The 14820-nt window shown below is 67.1% G+C and carries 19 protein-coding genes; 8 read left to right on the plus strand and 11 right to left on the minus strand.

All coding sequences use genetic code 11. The features are described 5' to 3' along the window. Window positions 1-70 precede the first annotated feature (70 nt). A complete protein-coding gene (locus tag HMPREF3014_RS01765) occupies window positions 71-523 on the minus strand; it encodes a flavodoxin (RefSeq protein ID WP_003102319.1) in 453 nt (150 codons plus the stop codon). Window positions 524-802: 279 nt separating this feature from the next. Between HMPREF3014_RS01765 and HMPREF3014_RS01770 the strand changes: the two genes are divergently transcribed. The 6 genes from HMPREF3014_RS01770 (at window position 803) to HMPREF3014_RS01795 (ending at window position 3956) form a co-directional block, all read left to right on the plus strand. Continuing rightward, window positions 803-1360, plus strand: a complete 558-nt coding sequence (locus HMPREF3014_RS01770; protein WP_009876875.1) for a putative antibiotic biosynthesis monooxygenase — start codon at window positions 803-805, stop codon at window positions 1358-1360. A 110-nt stretch (window positions 1361-1470) separates the two neighbouring features. Next, complete coding sequence (gene folM, locus HMPREF3014_RS01775) at window positions 1471-2175, plus strand: dihydromonapterin reductase (protein WP_003091895.1); 705 nt, start codon at window positions 1471-1473, stop codon at window positions 2173-2175. Window positions 2176-2192: 17 nt separating this feature from the next. After that, window positions 2193-2753 carry a GTP cyclohydrolase I FolE gene (gene folE, locus HMPREF3014_RS01780; protein ID WP_003091896.1) on the plus strand — a complete coding sequence of 187 codons (561 nt, stop codon included), beginning with the start codon at window positions 2193-2195 and terminating at the stop codon, window positions 2751-2753. Between the two features lies 1 nt (window position 2754). Continuing rightward, a complete protein-coding gene (gene folX, locus HMPREF3014_RS01785; protein WP_003091897.1) occupies window positions 2755-3126 on the plus strand; it encodes a dihydroneopterin triphosphate 2'-epimerase in 372 nt (123 codons plus the stop codon). A gap of 128 nt (window positions 3127-3254) precedes the next feature. Next, window positions 3255-3566, plus strand: a complete 312-nt coding sequence (locus HMPREF3014_RS01790) for a DUF1244 domain-containing protein (protein WP_003091898.1) — start codon at window positions 3255-3257, stop codon at window positions 3564-3566. Window positions 3567-3617: 51 nt separating this feature from the next. Next, the gene (locus HMPREF3014_RS01795; protein WP_003091899.1) at window positions 3618-3956 is read left to right on the plus strand and encodes a HopJ type III effector protein; all 339 of its coding nucleotides are present in this window, start codon (window positions 3618-3620) and stop codon (window positions 3954-3956) included. A gap of 180 nt (window positions 3957-4136) precedes the next feature. On the opposite strand, the gene HMPREF3014_RS01800 is transcribed toward HMPREF3014_RS01795, so the two are convergent. The 10 genes from HMPREF3014_RS01800 to HMPREF3014_RS01845 all read right to left on the minus strand — a co-directional run bounded on the left by HMPREF3014_RS01800 (window position 4137) and on the right by HMPREF3014_RS01845 (window position 12550). Further along, entirely contained in the window at window positions 4137-4352 is a 216-nt protein-coding gene (locus tag HMPREF3014_RS01800) for a TOBE domain-containing protein (RefSeq protein WP_003091900.1), read from the minus strand. A gap of 40 nt (window positions 4353-4392) precedes the next feature. Next, window positions 4393-5217: an aliphatic sulfonates ABC transporter ATP-binding protein gene (gene ssuB / locus HMPREF3014_RS01805; protein ID WP_009876877.1), complete on the minus strand. Its 825-nt coding sequence runs from the start codon at window positions 5215-5217 to the stop codon at window positions 4393-4395. Next, window positions 5214-6002 (minus strand): aliphatic sulfonate ABC transporter permease SsuC, encoded by a 789-nt coding sequence (ssuC, locus tag HMPREF3014_RS01810; RefSeq protein WP_003117543.1) that lies wholly within the window; start codon window positions 6000-6002, stop codon window positions 5214-5216. Before ssuC ends, ssuB begins: the two co-directional genes overlap by 4 nt. A gap of 20 nt (window positions 6003-6022) precedes the next feature. Then, the gene (gene ssuD / locus HMPREF3014_RS01815) at window positions 6023-7171 is read right to left on the minus strand and encodes an FMNH2-dependent alkanesulfonate monooxygenase (protein WP_003091910.1); all 1149 of its coding nucleotides are present in this window, start codon (window positions 7169-7171) and stop codon (window positions 6023-6025) included. 77 nt (window positions 7172-7248) lie between these two features. Next, a complete protein-coding gene (locus HMPREF3014_RS01820; protein ID WP_003117542.1) occupies window positions 7249-8220 on the minus strand; it encodes a sulfonate ABC transporter substrate-binding protein in 972 nt (323 codons plus the stop codon). Window positions 8221-8338: 118 nt separating this feature from the next. Beyond that, window positions 8339-8932 carry an NADPH-dependent FMN reductase gene (gene ssuE, locus HMPREF3014_RS01825; RefSeq protein WP_003091915.1) on the minus strand — a complete coding sequence of 198 codons (594 nt, stop codon included), beginning with the start codon at window positions 8930-8932 and terminating at the stop codon, window positions 8339-8341. Between the two features lie 153 nt (window positions 8933-9085). Then, a complete protein-coding gene (locus tag HMPREF3014_RS01830; protein ID WP_003091922.1) occupies window positions 9086-9835 on the minus strand; it encodes an ABC transporter ATP-binding protein in 750 nt (249 codons plus the stop codon). Continuing rightward, complete coding sequence (locus tag HMPREF3014_RS01835) at window positions 9832-10656, minus strand: ABC transporter permease (protein ID WP_003102304.1); 825 nt, start codon at window positions 10654-10656, stop codon at window positions 9832-9834. Before HMPREF3014_RS01835 ends, HMPREF3014_RS01830 begins: the two co-directional genes overlap by 4 nt. Before the next feature lie 3 nt (window positions 10657-10659). Continuing rightward, on the minus strand, window positions 10660-11661 hold the full coding sequence (locus HMPREF3014_RS01840; RefSeq protein ID WP_003117540.1) for an aliphatic sulfonate ABC transporter substrate-binding protein: 1002 nt from the start codon (window positions 11659-11661) through the stop codon (window positions 10660-10662). Window positions 11662-11911: 250 nt separating this feature from the next. Beyond that, window positions 11912-12550 carry a peroxiredoxin gene (locus tag HMPREF3014_RS01845; protein ID WP_003102302.1) on the minus strand — a complete coding sequence of 213 codons (639 nt, stop codon included), beginning with the start codon at window positions 12548-12550 and terminating at the stop codon, window positions 11912-11914. Window positions 12551-12755: 205 nt separating this feature from the next. On the opposite strand from HMPREF3014_RS01845, the gene HMPREF3014_RS01850 reads away from it, so the two are divergent. Together HMPREF3014_RS01850 and HMPREF3014_RS01855 are read left to right on the plus strand one after the other, a co-directional pair. After that, window positions 12756-12965 carry a DUF6316 family protein gene (locus HMPREF3014_RS01850; RefSeq protein ID WP_003102301.1) on the plus strand — a complete coding sequence of 70 codons (210 nt, stop codon included), beginning with the start codon at window positions 12756-12758 and terminating at the stop codon, window positions 12963-12965. A 202-nt stretch (window positions 12966-13167) separates the two neighbouring features. Beyond that, window positions 13168-14739, plus strand: a complete 1572-nt coding sequence (locus HMPREF3014_RS01855; protein WP_003102300.1) for a malate:quinone oxidoreductase — start codon at window positions 13168-13170, stop codon at window positions 14737-14739. The last annotated feature ends 81 nt before the right edge of the window (window positions 14740-14820 follow it).

Below are 14820 nucleotides of genomic sequence, written 5' to 3' on the forward strand. Positions count from 1 at the left end.
TGCTCCCTCCCCGTGCAGGGCGAATAACCGCCTCGCGGTTATCCGCCGCCTCGGCGGGGTACGCCCGGGATCAGCCCTTGAGGGCGGCGGCGAACTCGGCCAGCCAAGGCTCGGCGTCGGTCTCGGGGGTAACGGTTTCGCTGGCATCCAGGCGCAGCATCGGCAGCACTTCGCGCACGCCCAGTTCGCCGAACAGTTCGCGAACCTGCTCGCCGCCACCGCAGAACGTGTCGCCGTAGCTCGAATCGCCCAGGCCGATGACCCCACCCGGCAGGCCGTGCCAGGCCGGCAGTTGGTCGCGGATCGCGTAGTACAGCGGTTGCAGGTTGTCCGGCAGTTCGCCCATGCCGGTGGTCGAGGTCACCACTAGGAATGCCTCGGGGGCGAAGGCCTTGAGTTCGTCGAGGCTGGCGCGGGGCAGATGGGAGGCCTCGAGGCCGGCCGCGGACAGCAATTTCTGGGCGTGCCGGGCGACTTCTTCGGCGGTGCCGTAGACCGAGCCGGAGAGAATGGCGACTTTCATGAACACTCCGTAAGCCAACAGGGGTAAGCCGGGCATTATGCCGCATGCGTTCGCCGAGCGGGACGCACCGAATCAATGCAGACAGGCTGCAAAAGCACCATTTCGGTGCGCACCCTGTCATCGGGATGTCATCGCGCTGCCGTAGACACGGCAGCGAACCTTCGCCACCACGCCGGGAACGATCCTTGCCTGTCCTCCGACGCAGCCCACCACCCCCGGCGCTGCGCCGTTGTCCGAGGGCGCCCACGAAGCGCACTCAACCGTTCCAGGAGATACACGATGTCTACCGCTCCCGTTACCCTGCTGGTGGCCCGCCGCGTCGCCGCCGGCCGTTACCGCGACTTCCTCGCCTGGCAGCGCGAAGGCGAAGCCCTCGCCGCCGACTTCCCCGGCTACCTCGGCTCCGGGGCGCTGGCGCCGCCCGCCGGCGGAGACGAATTCCAGATGATCTTTCGCTTCGCCGACGACGCCACCCTCGCCGCCTGGGCCCACTCCACCTCGCGCCAGGCCTGGCTCGAACGCGGCCAGGGGCTCTTCGACGAACCGCGCGAGCGCCGCGCCCACGGTCTCGCCGCCTGGTTCGACGACAACCGCAAACCGCCGCGCTGGAAGCAGAGCGTGGCGATCTGGCTGGCGTTCTTCCCGGTCTCGCTGGCCTTCAACCTCGGCGCCGGCCCCTACCTCGGCGAGCTGTCGCTGGCCGCGCGGGTGCTGCTCAGCACCCTGGTCCTCACCCCGTTGATGACCTACTGGTTCATCCCTCTCTCCAGCCGCCTGCTCGCCCCCTGGCTGCACCGCCGCCCGCAGCGCGCCGCCAGCCTGCCGGAAGCGCACTGACGGCTTGCCGCCCACCCCGGCGGGGTGGGCCGTAGCGCAAGGCTTTGCCCGACTGGCTCAGTCGGGTACCCTGCATCCATCCGATTCCCTTCGCCTGCTGTGAGAGTCCCATGGCGACAGCCCCGATCCTGATCACCGGCGCCAGCCAGCGTGTCGGCCTGCATTGCGCCCGCCGCCTGCTGGCCGACGGCGAGTCGGTGATCGTCAGCTACCGCAGCGAACGCCCGGCGCTGGACGAACTGCGCCAGGCCGGCGCGCTGACCCTGCACGCCGACTTCGCCAGCGAGGCCGGCATCTTCGCCTTCATCGGGGCCCTCCGGCAGCATACCGACAGCCTGCGAGCGATCGTCCACAACGCCTCGGACTGGGTCGCCGAGACGCCCGGCCACGAAGCCGAGGCGTTCCAGCAACTGTTCAGCGTGCACATGCTCGCGCCCTACCTGATCAACCTGCACTGCGCCGAGCTGCTGGAACGCTCGCAGCCTGCCGACATCGTTCACCTCACCGACGACGTGGCGCGCAAGGGCAGCGCCCGGCGTATCGCCTACTGCGCGAGCAAGGCCGGGCTGGACAACCTGACCCTGTCGTTCGCCGCGCGCTTCGCGCCGAGGATCAAGGTCAACGCCATTTCACCGGCACTGGTGATGTTCAACGACGGGGACGACGCCGAATACCGCGCCCGCACCCTGGCGAAATCCGCCCTCGGCATCGAACCGGGGCCGGAAGTCATCTACCAGAGCCTTCGCTACCTGTTGGACAACCCCTACGTCACCGGGACCACCCTGACCGTGAACGGCGGCCGCCACGTCAAGTGAGGCGCCAAGGACCCCTTATGAACCCAGCACTTTCCCAGCATTACCGGGAGATCCTCGTCGGTCTCGGCGAAGACCCGCAGCGCGAAGGCCTGCTCGACACCCCGAAGCGCGCGGCCAAGGCCATGCAGTACCTCTGCCACGGCTATGGCCAGACCCTGGAGGAAATCGTCAACGGCGCGCTGTTCGCCTCGGACAACGATGAAATGGTCATCGTCCGCGACATCGAGCTGTACTCCCTGTGCGAACACCACCTCCTGCCCTTCATCGGCAAGGCTCATGTGGCGTACATTCCCACCGGCAAGGTGCTCGGCCTGTCGAAGGTGGCGCGGATCGTCGACATGTTCGCCCGCCGCCTGCAGATCCAGGAGAACCTCACCCGGCAGATCGCCGAGGCGGTCCGCCAGGTGACCAGCGCCGCCGGCGTGGCGGTAGTGATCGAGGCCCAGCACATGTGCATGATGATGCGCGGGGTGGAGAAGCAGAACTCGCAGATGTTCACCTCGGTGATGCTCGGCGCGTTCCGCGACTCGAACACCACCCGCCAGGAATTTCTGCAATTGATCGGAAGGAGCAAGTGACATGCCGCGACTGGAACCGGGAATGGCGCGAATCCGCGTCAAGGACCTGCGCCTGCGCACCTTCATCGGGATCAAGGAGGAGGAAATCCTCAACAAGCAGGACGTGCTGATCAACCTGACCATCCTCTACCCGGCCGCGGACGCCGTGGAGGTCAACGACATCGAGCACGCGCTGAACTACCGCACCATCACCAAGGCGATCATCCGCCACGTCGAGGAGAACCGCTTCGCCCTGCTCGAACGGATGACCCAGGAAATCCTCGACCTGGTGATGGAGAACCCGGCGGTGCGCTACGCCGAGGTGGAAGTGGACAAGCCGCACGCGCTGCGCTTCGCCGAGTCGGTCTCGATCACCCTCGCCGGCCACCGCTGAGGCGGCCGACGAGCGAACCGCGCGAAGACGCGCACAAGCGTTGCCCGCCGGCCGCGCCAACTCTTATCATCGCCGGACCTGGCCCTGTGCCTTCACCCTGCCCCGAGCCATCGTCGAGAAACACCGCCATGACCGCAGCCAACCTCACCGAACAGCAACGCCTGGAACTCGAAGCCGCCGCCTTCCGCACCCTGGTCCATCATTTGCAGACCCGCAAGGACGTGCAGAACATCGACCTGATGAACCTCGCCGGTTTCTGCCGCAACTGCCTGTCCAAGTGGTACAAGGCCGCCGCCGACGACCTCGGGGTGGAAGTCAGCAATGACCAGGCCCGCGAAGAGATCTACGGCATGCCCTATGCCGAGTGGAAAGCCAAGTACCAGAAAGAAGCGAGCCCGGAACAACAGGCCGCCTTCGCCAAGAGCCAGGGCAACGCCTGAGGCCACCGGGCCCCTTGCCAACCCTGCCCCAGACACCATGAGCCTGTTTCGATGACCCTGACCGACTTCCGCGCGCGTCTGCGCAGCGAACACCACCTGTTCACCGACACCCTGGCGTTCATCGCCGAGCACTACAGCTACACGCCGAGCGCCTTCGACAACGGCAGCGTGAGCAACCCGGCCGGGCAGAACGAAGGTTCCTGCAAGACCCTGGGCTTCGCCATCCTCGAGGGCCTCAGCCTCGAGGAAACCCTGCTGGCCTTCGGCGAGCACTACCGTGCGGTGCGCGACAACCCGGAAGGCGACGACCACGCCAACATCCGCGCCCTGCAACAGACCGGCCTGGCCGGCGTGCATTTCGAGCGCCAGCCCCTGTCGCGCCGGGGCTGAGAAGTCCCGGTCGCCCCCACGGCGGATAACCGCGAGCGGTTATTCGCCCTACCGACCGCTCCATAGCGACCCACGCCAGCCGTCGCCACCGGCCGGCCTTGCCGATACACCGACGAAAAAAGGCGGGGCCCCATCGGGGTCCCCGCCCTTCTCGCCGCCGCAAGCGCGGCGCAGCCAGCGTCACAGCTTGGCGATGGAGACCTCGGTGGACTTGACGAAGGCGATCACTTCGCTACCGATGGCCAGCTCCAGTTCCTTCACCGAACGCGTGGTGATCACCGAAGTGACGATCCCGGCGGCGGTCTGCACGTCGATCTCGGAGAGCACCGGCCCTTCGATGATTTCCTTCACGGTGCCCTTGAACTGGTTACGAACGTTGATGGCTTTGATGGTCATGGCGTTTCTCCTGGGGGGATTCGGAACGAGGCATGGTTGGTTAGAGCGCCCAGCGCAGTTGCGTGGGCAGGGGTGAAACGGGCTCGGGTTGCGGCGGCAGCTCCGGCTGCGCCAGCACCCGGTTGAGCACTTCGGCTTCCAGCGCGGCCAGTCGCGCCGAGCCACGCGAGCGCGGCCGGGGCAATTCCACCGGCAGGTCGAGGCCGATCTCGCCGTCCTCGATGAGGATCACCCGGTCGGCCACCGCCACCGCCTCGCTGACGTCGTGGGTGACCAGCAGGACGGTGAAACCGTGTTCGCGCCAGAGTCCTTCGATCAGTTGCTGCATCTCGATCCGGGTCAGCGCATCGAGCGCGCCGAGCGGCTCGTCGAGCAACAGCAGGCGCGGCTCGTGGATCAGCGCGCGAGCCAGCGCGACGCGCTGCTTCTGCCCGCCGGACAGGGCCGCCGGCCACTCGTTGGCACGCTCGGCCAGGCCGACCGCCCGCAGCGCCTGCTGGGCCTTCGCCCGCCAGTCGCCGCGCAGGCCAAGGCCGACGTTGTCGATCACCCGCTTCCACGGCAGCAGGCGCGAGTCCTGGAACATCAGCCGGGTGTCCTCGCGGGCCTCGGCCAGCGCCGCCGAGCCGGCCAGCAACTCGCCGCGGCTGGGCTGGTCGAGGCCGGCCAGCAGGCGCAGCAAGGTGCTCTTGCCGCAGCCGCTGCGGCCAACGATAGCGACGAACTGCCCGGCCGGAACCAGCAGGTCGATGTCCTTGAGCACCTCGCGCTCGCCGAAGCGCCGCGCCACTCCGCGCAGGGCCAGCGGGATACCGCGCTTGAGGCGCTGCGGAGTGCCGCCAAGGGCGGCGTTGTGGGCATTCATGCGCCACCTCCCTTGACCTGGTAGGCCGGGTGCCAGCGTAGCCAGACGCGTTCCAGACCGCGGGCGGCGAGGTCGGCGAGCTTGCCGAGGACGGCATAGAGCAGGATCGCCAGGACCACCACGTCGGTCTGCAGGAACTCGCGGGCGTTCATCGCCAGGTAACCGATGCCGGAGCTGGCGGAAATGGTCTCGGCGACGATCAGGGTCAACCACATGAAGCCGAGGGCGAAGCGCACCCCGACCAGGATCGACGGCAGCGCGCCGGGCAGGATCACCTGGCGGAACAGGGCGAAGCCGGACAACCCGTAGCTGCGCGCCATCTCCAGCAGGCCGGGGTCGATGCCGCGGATGCCGTGGTAGGTGTTCAGGTAGATCGGGAACAGCGTGCCGAGGGCGACCAGGAAGATCTTCGCCGACTCGTCGATGCCGAACCACAGGATCACCAGCGGGATCAGCGCCAGGTGCGGCACGTTGCGGATCATCTGCACCGAACTGTCGAGGAAGCGTTCGCCCCACTTCGACAGGCCGGTGACGAAGCCCAGCACCAGGCCGATGGCGCCGCCGATGAGAAAGCCGATCGCCGCGCGCCAGCCGCTGATCGCCAGGTGCTGCCAGATCTCGCCGCTGCGCAGCAGCGTCCAGCCGGCCTCGAGTACGGCGCTGGGCGCGGGGAGGATGCGGCTGGACAGCCAGCCGAACTCAACCGCCGCCTGCCACACCGCCAGCAGGACCAGCGGCAGCGCCCAGGGCGCCAGGCGCTCGGCCAGTCGTTTGGAAATGCTCATGTCGTTCGCTCCGACCGCTCTCAACTCTGCGCGGCCTGCCGGGGCAGGATGTCGTTGGCCACCATCTCGCCGAACGGGCTGACATAGCCGCGTCCCTCGGGCTGCGCCGGGCGCTGCACGTCGAGGTGCGGGAACAGCAGTTCGGCGACCCGGTAGGACTCTTCCAGATGCGGGTAGCCGGAGAAGATGAAGGTATCGATGCCCAGCTCGGCGTACTCCCTGACCCGCGCCGCCACCGTCGGTCCGTCGCCGACCAGCGCGGTGCCGGCGCCGCCGCGTACCAGGCCGACGCCGGCCCAGAGATTGGGGCTGACTTCCAGGTTGTCGCGCGAACCGCCGTGCAGCGCGGCCATGCGTTGCTGGCCGACCGAGTCGAAGCGCGCCAGGGAGGCCTGGGCGCGGGCGATGGTGTCGTCGTCGAGGTGCGCGATCAGGCGATCGGCGGCCTGCCAGGCTTCCTCGCTGGTCTCGCGGACGATCACGTGCAGGCGGATCCCGAAGCGCACCTGGCGGCCCTGGCGGGCGGCCTTCTCGCGTACCTGGGCGATCTTCTCGGCAACCGCCGCCGGCGGCTCGCCCCAGGTCAGGTACAGCTCGACCTGCTCGGCGGCGAGGTCCTGGGCGGCCTCCGAGGAGCCGCCGAAGTACAGCGGCGGACGCGGCTGCTGCAACGGCGGATAGAGGAGCTTGGCGCCCTTCACCTGGATGTGCTTGCCGGCGTAGTCGACGGTCTCGCCCTCCAGCACGCGACGCCAGATGCGGGTGAATTCGACCGAGGCCTCGTAGCGTTCGGCGTGGCTCAGGTGCAGGCCGTCGCCAGCCAGTTCGTCGGGATCGCCGCCGGTGACCAGGTTGAACAGCGCGCGGCCGTTGGACAGCCGGTCCAGGGTCGCCGCCTGGCGCGCGGCGACGGTCGGCGAAATGATCCCGGGACGCAGCGCGACGAGGAACTTCAGGCGCTGGGTTACCGGGATCAGCGAGGCGGCGACCAGCCAGGAGTCCTCGCAGGAACGTCCGGTGGGGATCAGTACGCCGCCGAAGCCCAGGCGGTCGGCGGCCTGGGCGATCTGCTGCAGGTAGCCGTGGTCGACGGCACGGGCGCCCTGGGTGGTGCCCAGGTAGTGGCCGTCGCCGTGGGTGGGAAGGAACCAGAAAATCTCGAGGCTCATCGCAATTGACTCCAGAGTGAGCGCGCCGGCGTGGCGTAGCCGCGCGATGATCGTGTCGGCATGTGGGCGGTACGGGCTCAGGGTGCGCTGGCGACCTTGCCGGCCGGCGGCGTCCAGATCACGTCCTTGATGCTCAGCGGTTTGGGAATCAGCTTCAGCTGGGTAAAGGTGTCGGCGATCTTCTGCTGCGCCTCGACCACCGCCGGGGTGATCAACTGCGCGCCGTAGCCCTGGCGCTTCACCGCGGTAAGGGTGATGTCGGCGGGCAGCCCGAGCAGCGGCGCGACCTGCTCGGTCACCTGCTGCGGGTTGGCCCGCGACCAGTCACCGACCTGGCGGATCTCGTCCACCAGCTTGTCGAGCACCTGCGGATGCCGTTGCGCGTAAGTCCGGGTGGCGAGGTAGAACTGGTGGTTGTCGACCAGCTCGCGACCATCCACCAGGACCCGCGCGGACAACTGCTTCTCGGCGGCGGCCTGGTAGGGGTCCCAGATCACCCAGGCGTCGACGCTGTGACGCTCGAAGGCGGCGCGGGCGTCGGCCGGCGGCAGGTAGACGGGTTGGATGTCGCTGTACTTCAGGCCGGCCTGCTCGAGGGCGCGGACCAACAGGTAATGCACGTTGGAGCCCTTGTTCAGGGCGACTTTCCTGCCCTTCAGCTCGGCCACCGACCGAATCGGCGAGTCCTTCGGCAGGAGGATCGCCTCGCTGGTCGGCGCCGGCGGTTCGTAGGCCACGTAGAGCAGGTCGGCGCCGGCGGCCTGGGCGAAGACCGGCGGGGTTTCGCCGGTCACGCCGAAGTCGATGCTGCCGACATTGAGTCCCTCGAGCAGTTGCGGGCCGCCGGGAAACTCGGTCCATTGCACCTTCACGCCGTCTTCGGCGAGACGTTTCTCCAGGGTGCCGCGGGCCTTGAGCAGGACCAGGGTGCCGTATTTCTGGTAGCCGATCCGCAGGGTGTTGGCCGACTTCTCGTCGGCCTGAACGCCGTAGGACAGGGCCGCCACCAGCAGGGCCGCCAGTCCACGACGCAAAGCGATGGTGCGCATGGCGCTCTCCTTTGTCGTTGTGGGTGCCGAACCTGCCGCGCCGTTGACGGAACAGTGAGGTCGTCGTGTGTGCGTTGTGCAATCGGGCCGCGGCGCGCGTGCGCTGGCGGCGGACGGATCAGATGCTCCAGCGGGCGTTCACCAGGCGCTCGTTGAGCAACTGCGGGTCGATCGGCTGCGGCCGTCGCGAGAGGGCCAGGTGGAAGGTTTCCAGGGCGTTTTCCAGGCGCTGCTCGAGGACCGGTTCCAGGCGCGCCGGGTCGCTCTCGGTGGCGTAGGCGATCTGCTTGTCCACGGCGAATACGCCATGCAGTACCTCCTGGGCCTTGAGCGCGGCCAGGACCGGCTTCAATGCATAGTCCACGGCCAGCATGTGCGCGCTGCTGCCACCGGTAGCGAACGGCAGCACCACCTTGTGCTCCAGGGCGCGCTCGGGCAACAGGTCGAGCAGGACCTTCAGCGCGCCGGAAAACGAGGCCTTGTACACCGGGGTGGCGACCAGCAGGCCGTCGGCGCGGCCGATCTGCTCGGCCAGCGCCAGTACCGGCGGACTGTCGAGGCGGGCACGCAGCAGGTCCTCGGCGGGAAAATCCAGCACCTGGTGGCTGGCCACCTCGACGCCGCGACGGCTCAGCCAGTCCCTGGCACGCTCCAGCAACACCCCGGAGCGGGAGCGTACGCTGGGACTTCCGGCGATGGAAACGACGAGCATGGGGGGATTCCTTATAACCGGAAAACAGAATATTCGTTTGGCTTGCTAACCAAGTTGCATAGACCTTAACAGGCGGCCTCATATTCCAATAAATGTTTTTTATTCATTTATTTATTCCATAAAGCATATAAGAACCCGGTTCGGGGTCTTGCCTCAGAGCACGTGCGCCCGCTGCATTTCGGTCAGGGCCTCGCCGCGCAAGTAGGCCAGCTCCACCGCCCGGCGATCGCGGGGACGCGCCAGCGGTACGTGGAACTCGCGGCGGATGTGTCCGGGACGGCCGCCCATCAGCAGCACGCGGTCGGCGAGATAGAACGCCTCGTCGAGATCGTGGGTGACCAGCAGGACGCTGATCTCGTAGTTCTGCACCACGTCCTGCAGCAGGTCCTGGAGGCGCATGCGGGTGAAGGCGTCGACCGCGCTGAACGGCTCGTCGAGCAACAGCACCTGCGGCCGTCCGTAGAGACCGCGGGCGATCGCCGCGCGCTGCGCCATGCCGCCGGACAGTTGCTTGGGCAGCAATCCTCCGCAGCCGGCCAGTCCGACATCGGCGAGCAGGCGCTCGACCCAGTGCTCGTCCTCCAGCCAGCCGTCGGCGAAACCGACGTTCTGCGCCACCGTCAGCCAGGGCAACAGGCGCGGCTCCTGGAACACCACGCCGATTCCGCCGCTGCGGCCGTTCTCGCCGTCCGGGCCGAAGCCGAGGATCGGGTTGCGTTCGACAGTGCCCTGGAAATCATCGTCCAGTCCGGCGGCGATCCGCAGCAGGGTGCTCTTGCCGCAACCACTGGGGCCGAGCAGGCTGACCACCTCGCCGGGCGCCAGCGACAGCGCCACGCCCTCCAGCACCCGCGTATCGCCATAGGCCTTGCGAATCTCCAGCAGGTCGAGCAGGCCGCTCATGCGCCGCCCTCCCCGTCGAAGCTGTCGCGCCAGCGCAGGGCCCGGCGCTCCAGCGAGCGGAGCAGGCCATCGCTGAGCTTGCCGAGGGCCGCCAGGACCAGGATCGCGGCGATCACCAGGTCCGGACGCGAGGTTTCCCGACCGTCACTGAGCAGGTAGCCGAGGCCCTGGGTGGCGGCGATCAGCTCCGCCGCGACGAGGAACATCCAGCTCAGGCTGAGCGCCCCGCGCAGGCCGGTGAACAGGTTCGGCAGCGCCGCCGGAAGGAGGATGCGGCGGACCAGGGCGAAGCGCGACAAACGGTAGAGCCGCCCCAGTTCCACCCACTTGCGATCGACCCCGCGTACCCCGGCGACCAGCGCGAGGTAGACCGGGAAGAAGGCGCCGAGGGCGATGAGGACGATCTTCGGCGTCTCGTCGATGCCGAACCAGAGCAGCAGCAGGGGCACCCAGGCCAGGCTGGGGATCGCCCGCAGGGCCTGGAAGCTCGGCTCCAGGTAGGCTTCGGCGCGACGACTGAGACCGACCCAGGTACCGACCACCAGGGCTAGGCCGCTGCCGATCGCGAAGCCGGCGGCGACCCGCGCCAGGCTCGCGCCGACATGCCCCCACAGCTCGCCGCGAGCCAGTTCCACCAGGGTCAGCAGGATGCCGCTCGGCGCCGGCATCTGGTAGGCCGGCAGCCAGCCCAGGCGCACCAGCGCCTCCCACGACGATAGTGCCAGCAGCGGCAAGGCCCAGGCCCGCCAGGCGCCCGGCACGCGCAGTCGCCACGCCCGGCGCGAGACTCGCCGGGCCAGTCGCAGGCTCTGGCTGACCATGGCTCAGGGCTCCGTGCGCGCCAACGGGACACCGCCGATGACCTCGGCGGCCCACTGCGGCGCGATCAGTTCGTCGACCACCTTCTGCACGTCCACGCCCGGCCGCACCAGGCGCTCGTCCGCCAGGATCGGCGCCGCGGCCTTGAGCGCGGCGACCTGTTCGGCGCCCGGCAGCGGCTGGCTGAAATCGGTGCGCGACAGTTGCAGGCGAGCCACTTCCAGCGGCAGGCCGGCTTCCTCGGCAAGCAGTTGCGCGGCCTCGTCGGGATGCCCGATCACCCAGTGGCGCGCCTGCTCGTAGGCCGCCAGCACCTGGCGGATCAGTTGCGGATGGCGTTCGGCGAAATCCTCGCGGACATTGAGCACGCCGTAGCTGTTGAAGCCGAGGTTGCGGTAGAGCAGCCGCGAGCCGGCCTGCAACTCGCTGGCCGCCATGTGCGGATCGAGTCCGGCCCAGGCGTCGACCTGGCCCTTCTCCAGGGCTACCCGGCCGTCGGGATGCTGCAGGTGGACGATACGCAGGTCGTTCTTGTCCAGGCCCACGCTGTGCAGGCTGCGGAGCAGGAACAGGTAGGGATCGGTGCCCTTGGTGGCAGCCACCTTGCGCCCCTTGAGCTCGGCGAGGCTGCGGATCGGCGAATCCTTGCGCACCAGCAGCGCGGTCCACTCCGGGCGGCTGGCGACGTATACGGTACGTACCGGGCTGCCGTTGGCCCGCGCGAGTACCGCGGCGAGGCCGGCGGTCGAGGCGAAATCGACGCTGCCGGCGTTGAGGTACTCCAGGGAACGGTTGCTGCCCTGGCTGAACACCCAGCGCACCCGGGTGCCGCTGCCGTCCAGGCTTTTCTCCAGCCAGCCGAACTTCCTGAGCGCCAGGCTGGTGGGGGCGTAGTAGGCATAGTCGAGACGGATTTCAGCGGGGGCGGCGGCCTCTGCCGCGGGAAACACGGCAAGAACGGCGAGCAGGGCCAGCCAGGCCCGGCAGCGACGGAGAGCGGCGATCATGCGTCTGCTCCTGGAAGGAGGTGGATGAGCGAGCCTTCTCCCCGTCTGGCGGGCAAGTCAGAGCCGGTTTCGGAAATGGATGGCGGATAAAAAGCGTCGCGGCGACGCGCTGGCGCACATAAAAAAGAGGGCCGGTCGAAACCGGCCAAAAACCCTGCTCGTGGCTAAACAGCGTTGCATGACGGCACGCACCGTCGAATAAAAGGTCCCGCCTGCCGTGCCTGCCCATGCAGGCGGGACGAATCCGGCCTCAGCGGTTGGGCTGGGGCGTCAGGCGCAGGTAGGGCTTCACCGCGCGGTAGCCTTTGGGGAAACGCCGCTTGATCTCTTCCTCGTCCTTCAGCGAAGGCACGATTACCACCTCGTCGCCGTCCTCCCAGTTGGCCGGCGTGGCGACCTTGTGCTCGTCGGTCAGTTGCAGCGAATCGATCACCCGGAGGATCTCGTTGAAATTGCGCCCGGTGCTCGCCGGGTAGGTGATGATCAGGCGCACCTTCTTGTTCGGGTCGATGATGAACAGCGAACGCACGGTCAGCGTGTCGTTGGCGTTCGGGTGGATCAGGTCGTAGAGTTCGGAAACCTTGCGGTCGGCGTCGGCGATGATCGGGAAATTGACCCGGGTGTCCTGGGTCTCGTTGATATCGTCGATCCACTTCAGGTGCGACTCCACCGGATCCACCGACAGCGCCAGGACCTTGACCCCGCGCTGGGCGAACTGGTCCTTGAGCTTGGCGGTGAAACCCAGCTCGGTGGTGCACACCGGGGTGAAGTCGGCGGGGTGGGAGAACAGCACGCCCCAGCTGTCGCCCAGCCACTCGTGGAGGCGGATGCGCCCTTCGCTGGAGTCCTGTTCGAAATCGGGGGCGATGTCGCCGAGTCTGAGGCTCATGGGGTCACTCCTTGTTCGTGTTGGAGCCCACTATGCCCAAGGCCGGCTGACGTTAAAAAGAATAAATTCAGATTTTCTTATAACCAAAAATAGAATACCCAACCCTTCGCCTGGAAATCCGTCTCCTTTCGTCCGCCGGCCTGCCGCCCGGCCAACCCCCGCCTACACTGAAAACACCTTGGCCCGCTATCCAGGAGTCGCCGTCATGTTGGGGAAACGTTCCACCGATCCCACCCCGGCCACCCGCTTTCGCAGCGATCGCATAAGTTCGGTGAATGGGCAGTACTTCTTCTCCACCCGCGAAGGGACCCTGGAAGGTCCCTATTTCACCCGTTTCGACGCGGAGCGGGAAATCGACGCGTATATCCGCAGGATGCGCCAATCGGCGGAAATCCACGCGCCGGGTTCCCGCTGAAACGATACAGGCGCTGAATTTATTTCCCGGTGGCTGAAACGTTCAAGAAAGGGAAGGCAGGTATTCTCGGCGGAACGCCGAGGCAAATGTCACCGCATGTGAACGCACTCACATCGGGGGTGAGTTCCAGTATCATTCACCCGGTGAATACCTGCCATGTCGTGCGTATCCACGCTTCTCCACGTTTTCTAGCGGTAAATCCATGAAAAAAATCTTATTGATGCTTTTGTGCGTCAGCGTGCTGGGTTGCTCCAAAAACAGCGTCGAATCGGAAAAACCGGTCGACGTGCTCCTGATCGGTGGCGGCATCATGAGCGCCACCCTGGGTACCTATCTGAACGAACTGGAACCGGGCTGGACCATCGAGATGGTCGAGCGCCTGGACAAGGTCGCCGAAGAAAGCTCCAACGGCTGGAACAACGCGGGCACCGGTCACTCGGCGTTCTGCGAACTGAACTACACCAGCGAGGCCGCGGACGGCTCGATGGATATCAGCAAGGCGGTGGCGATCAACGAGAACTTCGAGATCTCCAAGCAGTTCTGGGCCTACCAGGTCGACCGCAAGGTGCTGAACGATCCGAAGTCGTTCATCAACAACGTCCCGCACATGAGCTTCGTCTGGGGCGACGACAACGTCGCCTTCCTCAAGAAGCGCCACGCCGCCCTGCAGCACAGCTCGCTGTTCCGCGGCATGGAGTACTCGGAAGACCCCGAGCAGATCAAGCAGTGGGTGCCGCTGGTGATGGAAGGCCGCGAGCCGGGGCAGAAGATCGCCGCCACGCGCATGTCGATCGGCACCGACGTCAACTTCGGCGAGATCACTCGCCAACTGGTGGGCTCGCTGTCGGCCAAGGACACCTTCAAGCTGCGCCTGCAACATGAGGTCCGCGACCTCAAGCGCAACGACGACAACACCTGGACCGTGACCATGGCCGACCTGGCCAATGGCGACAAGGAAACCAGCGTCAAGGCCAGGTTCGTCTTCATCGGCGCCGGCGGCGGCGCGCTGAAGCTGCTGCAGATGTCCGGCATCCCCGAGGCCGAAGGCTACGCCGGCTTCCCGGTGGGCGGTTCGTTCCTCGCCACCACCAACCCGGACGTGGTCAAGCGCCACCTGGCCAAGGTCTACGGCAAGGCTTCGGTGGGTTCGCCGCCGATGTCGGTGCCGCACCTCGACACCCGCATGATCGACGGCAAGCCGGTTCTGCTGTTCGGTCCGTTCGCCACCTTCTCCACCAAGTTCCTGAAGAACGGCTCGCTGTGGGACCTGCCGGGCTCGGTGACCAGCGGCAACATCGGCCCGATGTTCAACGCCGGCATCGACAACTTCGATCTCAGCCAGTACCTGATCGGCCAGTTGATGCTCAGCCAGGACGACCGCATGGCCTCGCTGCGCGAGTACTTCCCGGAAGCCCGCGACGAGGACTGGAAGCTGGTGCAGGCCGGCCAGCGCGTGCAGATCATCAAGAAGGACGCCGAGAAAGGCGGCGTACTGCAATTCGGCACCGAAGTGGTGACCGCCGCCGACGGCTCCGTCGCCGCCCTGCTCGGCGCCTCGCCGGGCGCCTCGACCGCCGCGCCGATCATGCTGTCGGTGCTGGAGAAGGCCTTCAAGGACAAGGTCGCTACTCCCGAGTGGCAGGCACGCCTGAAGGAAATCGTGCCGTCTTACGGGCGCAAGCTGAACAACGACATCGAGCTGACCAACAGCACCCGTGCCTGGAGCAGCGAGCGCCTGCAACTGATCCACGTGCCGGTACAGCCGGAGGCCTGATCGGCCACCGACGCGCGCGCATGAAAAAGCCCGGCAATAGCCGGGCTTTTTTGGGTTGGCGTTCGCCTTGCGGGGCGGCGC

The sequence above is a fragment of the Pseudomonas sp. HMSC065H01 genome (genome assembly GCF_001815235.1).
GTDB classification, from domain to species: Bacteria; Pseudomonadota; Gammaproteobacteria; order Pseudomonadales; family Pseudomonadaceae; genus Pseudomonas; species Pseudomonas aeruginosa.

Bases quoted from the DNA above. Each gene is read 5' to 3' on its own strand.
- HMPREF3014_RS01855 (WP_003102300.1), top strand. From the start codon at position 13,168: ATGAAAAAAATCTTATTGATGCTTTTGTGCGTCAGCGTGCTGGGTTGC.
- folM (WP_003091895.1), top strand. From the start codon at position 1,471: ATGGCGACAGCCCCGATCCTGATCACCGGCGCCAGCCAGCGTGTCGGC.
- folE (WP_003091896.1), top strand. From the start codon at position 2,193: ATGAACCCAGCACTTTCCCAGCATTACCGGGAGATCCTCGTCGGTCTC.
- HMPREF3014_RS01845 (WP_003102302.1), bottom strand. From the start codon at position 12,550: ATGAGCCTCAGACTCGGCGACATCGCCCCCGATTTCGAACAGGACTCC.
- ssuB (WP_009876877.1), bottom strand. From the start codon at position 5,217: ATGAATGCCCACAACGCCGCCCTTGGCGGCACTCCGCAGCGCCTCAAG.
- HMPREF3014_RS01850 (WP_003102301.1), top strand. From the start codon at position 12,756: ATGTTGGGGAAACGTTCCACCGATCCCACCCCGGCCACCCGCTTTCGC.
- folX (WP_003091897.1), top strand. From the start codon at position 2,755: ATGCCGCGACTGGAACCGGGAATGGCGCGAATCCGCGTCAAGGACCTG.
- ssuE (WP_003091915.1), bottom strand. From the start codon at position 8,932: ATGCTCGTCGTTTCCATCGCCGGAAGTCCCAGCGTACGCTCCCGCTCC.
- HMPREF3014_RS01840 (WP_003117540.1), bottom strand. From the start codon at position 11,661: ATGATCGCCGCTCTCCGTCGCTGCCGGGCCTGGCTGGCCCTGCTCGCC.
- HMPREF3014_RS01800 (WP_003091900.1), bottom strand. From the start codon at position 4,352: ATGACCATCAAAGCCATCAACGTTCGTAACCAGTTCAAGGGCACCGTG.
- HMPREF3014_RS01830 (WP_003091922.1), bottom strand. From the start codon at position 9,835: ATGAGCGGCCTGCTCGACCTGCTGGAGATTCGCAAGGCCTATGGCGAT.
- HMPREF3014_RS01770 (WP_009876875.1), top strand. From the start codon at position 803: ATGTCTACCGCTCCCGTTACCCTGCTGGTGGCCCGCCGCGTCGCCGCC.
- HMPREF3014_RS01765 (WP_003102319.1), bottom strand. From the start codon at position 523: ATGAAAGTCGCCATTCTCTCCGGCTCGGTCTACGGCACCGCCGAAGAA.
- HMPREF3014_RS01820 (WP_003117542.1), bottom strand. From the start codon at position 8,220: ATGCGCACCATCGCTTTGCGTCGTGGACTGGCGGCCCTGCTGGTGGCG.
- ssuC (WP_003117543.1), bottom strand. From the start codon at position 6,002: ATGAGCATTTCCAAACGACTGGCCGAGCGCCTGGCGCCCTGGGCGCTG.
- HMPREF3014_RS01790 (WP_003091898.1), top strand. From the start codon at position 3,255: ATGACCGCAGCCAACCTCACCGAACAGCAACGCCTGGAACTCGAAGCC.
- ssuD (WP_003091910.1), bottom strand. From the start codon at position 7,171: ATGAGCCTCGAGATTTTCTGGTTCCTTCCCACCCACGGCGACGGCCAC.
- HMPREF3014_RS01795 (WP_003091899.1), top strand. From the start codon at position 3,618: ATGACCCTGACCGACTTCCGCGCGCGTCTGCGCAGCGAACACCACCTG.
- HMPREF3014_RS01835 (WP_003102304.1), bottom strand. From the start codon at position 10,656: ATGGTCAGCCAGAGCCTGCGACTGGCCCGGCGAGTCTCGCGCCGGGCG.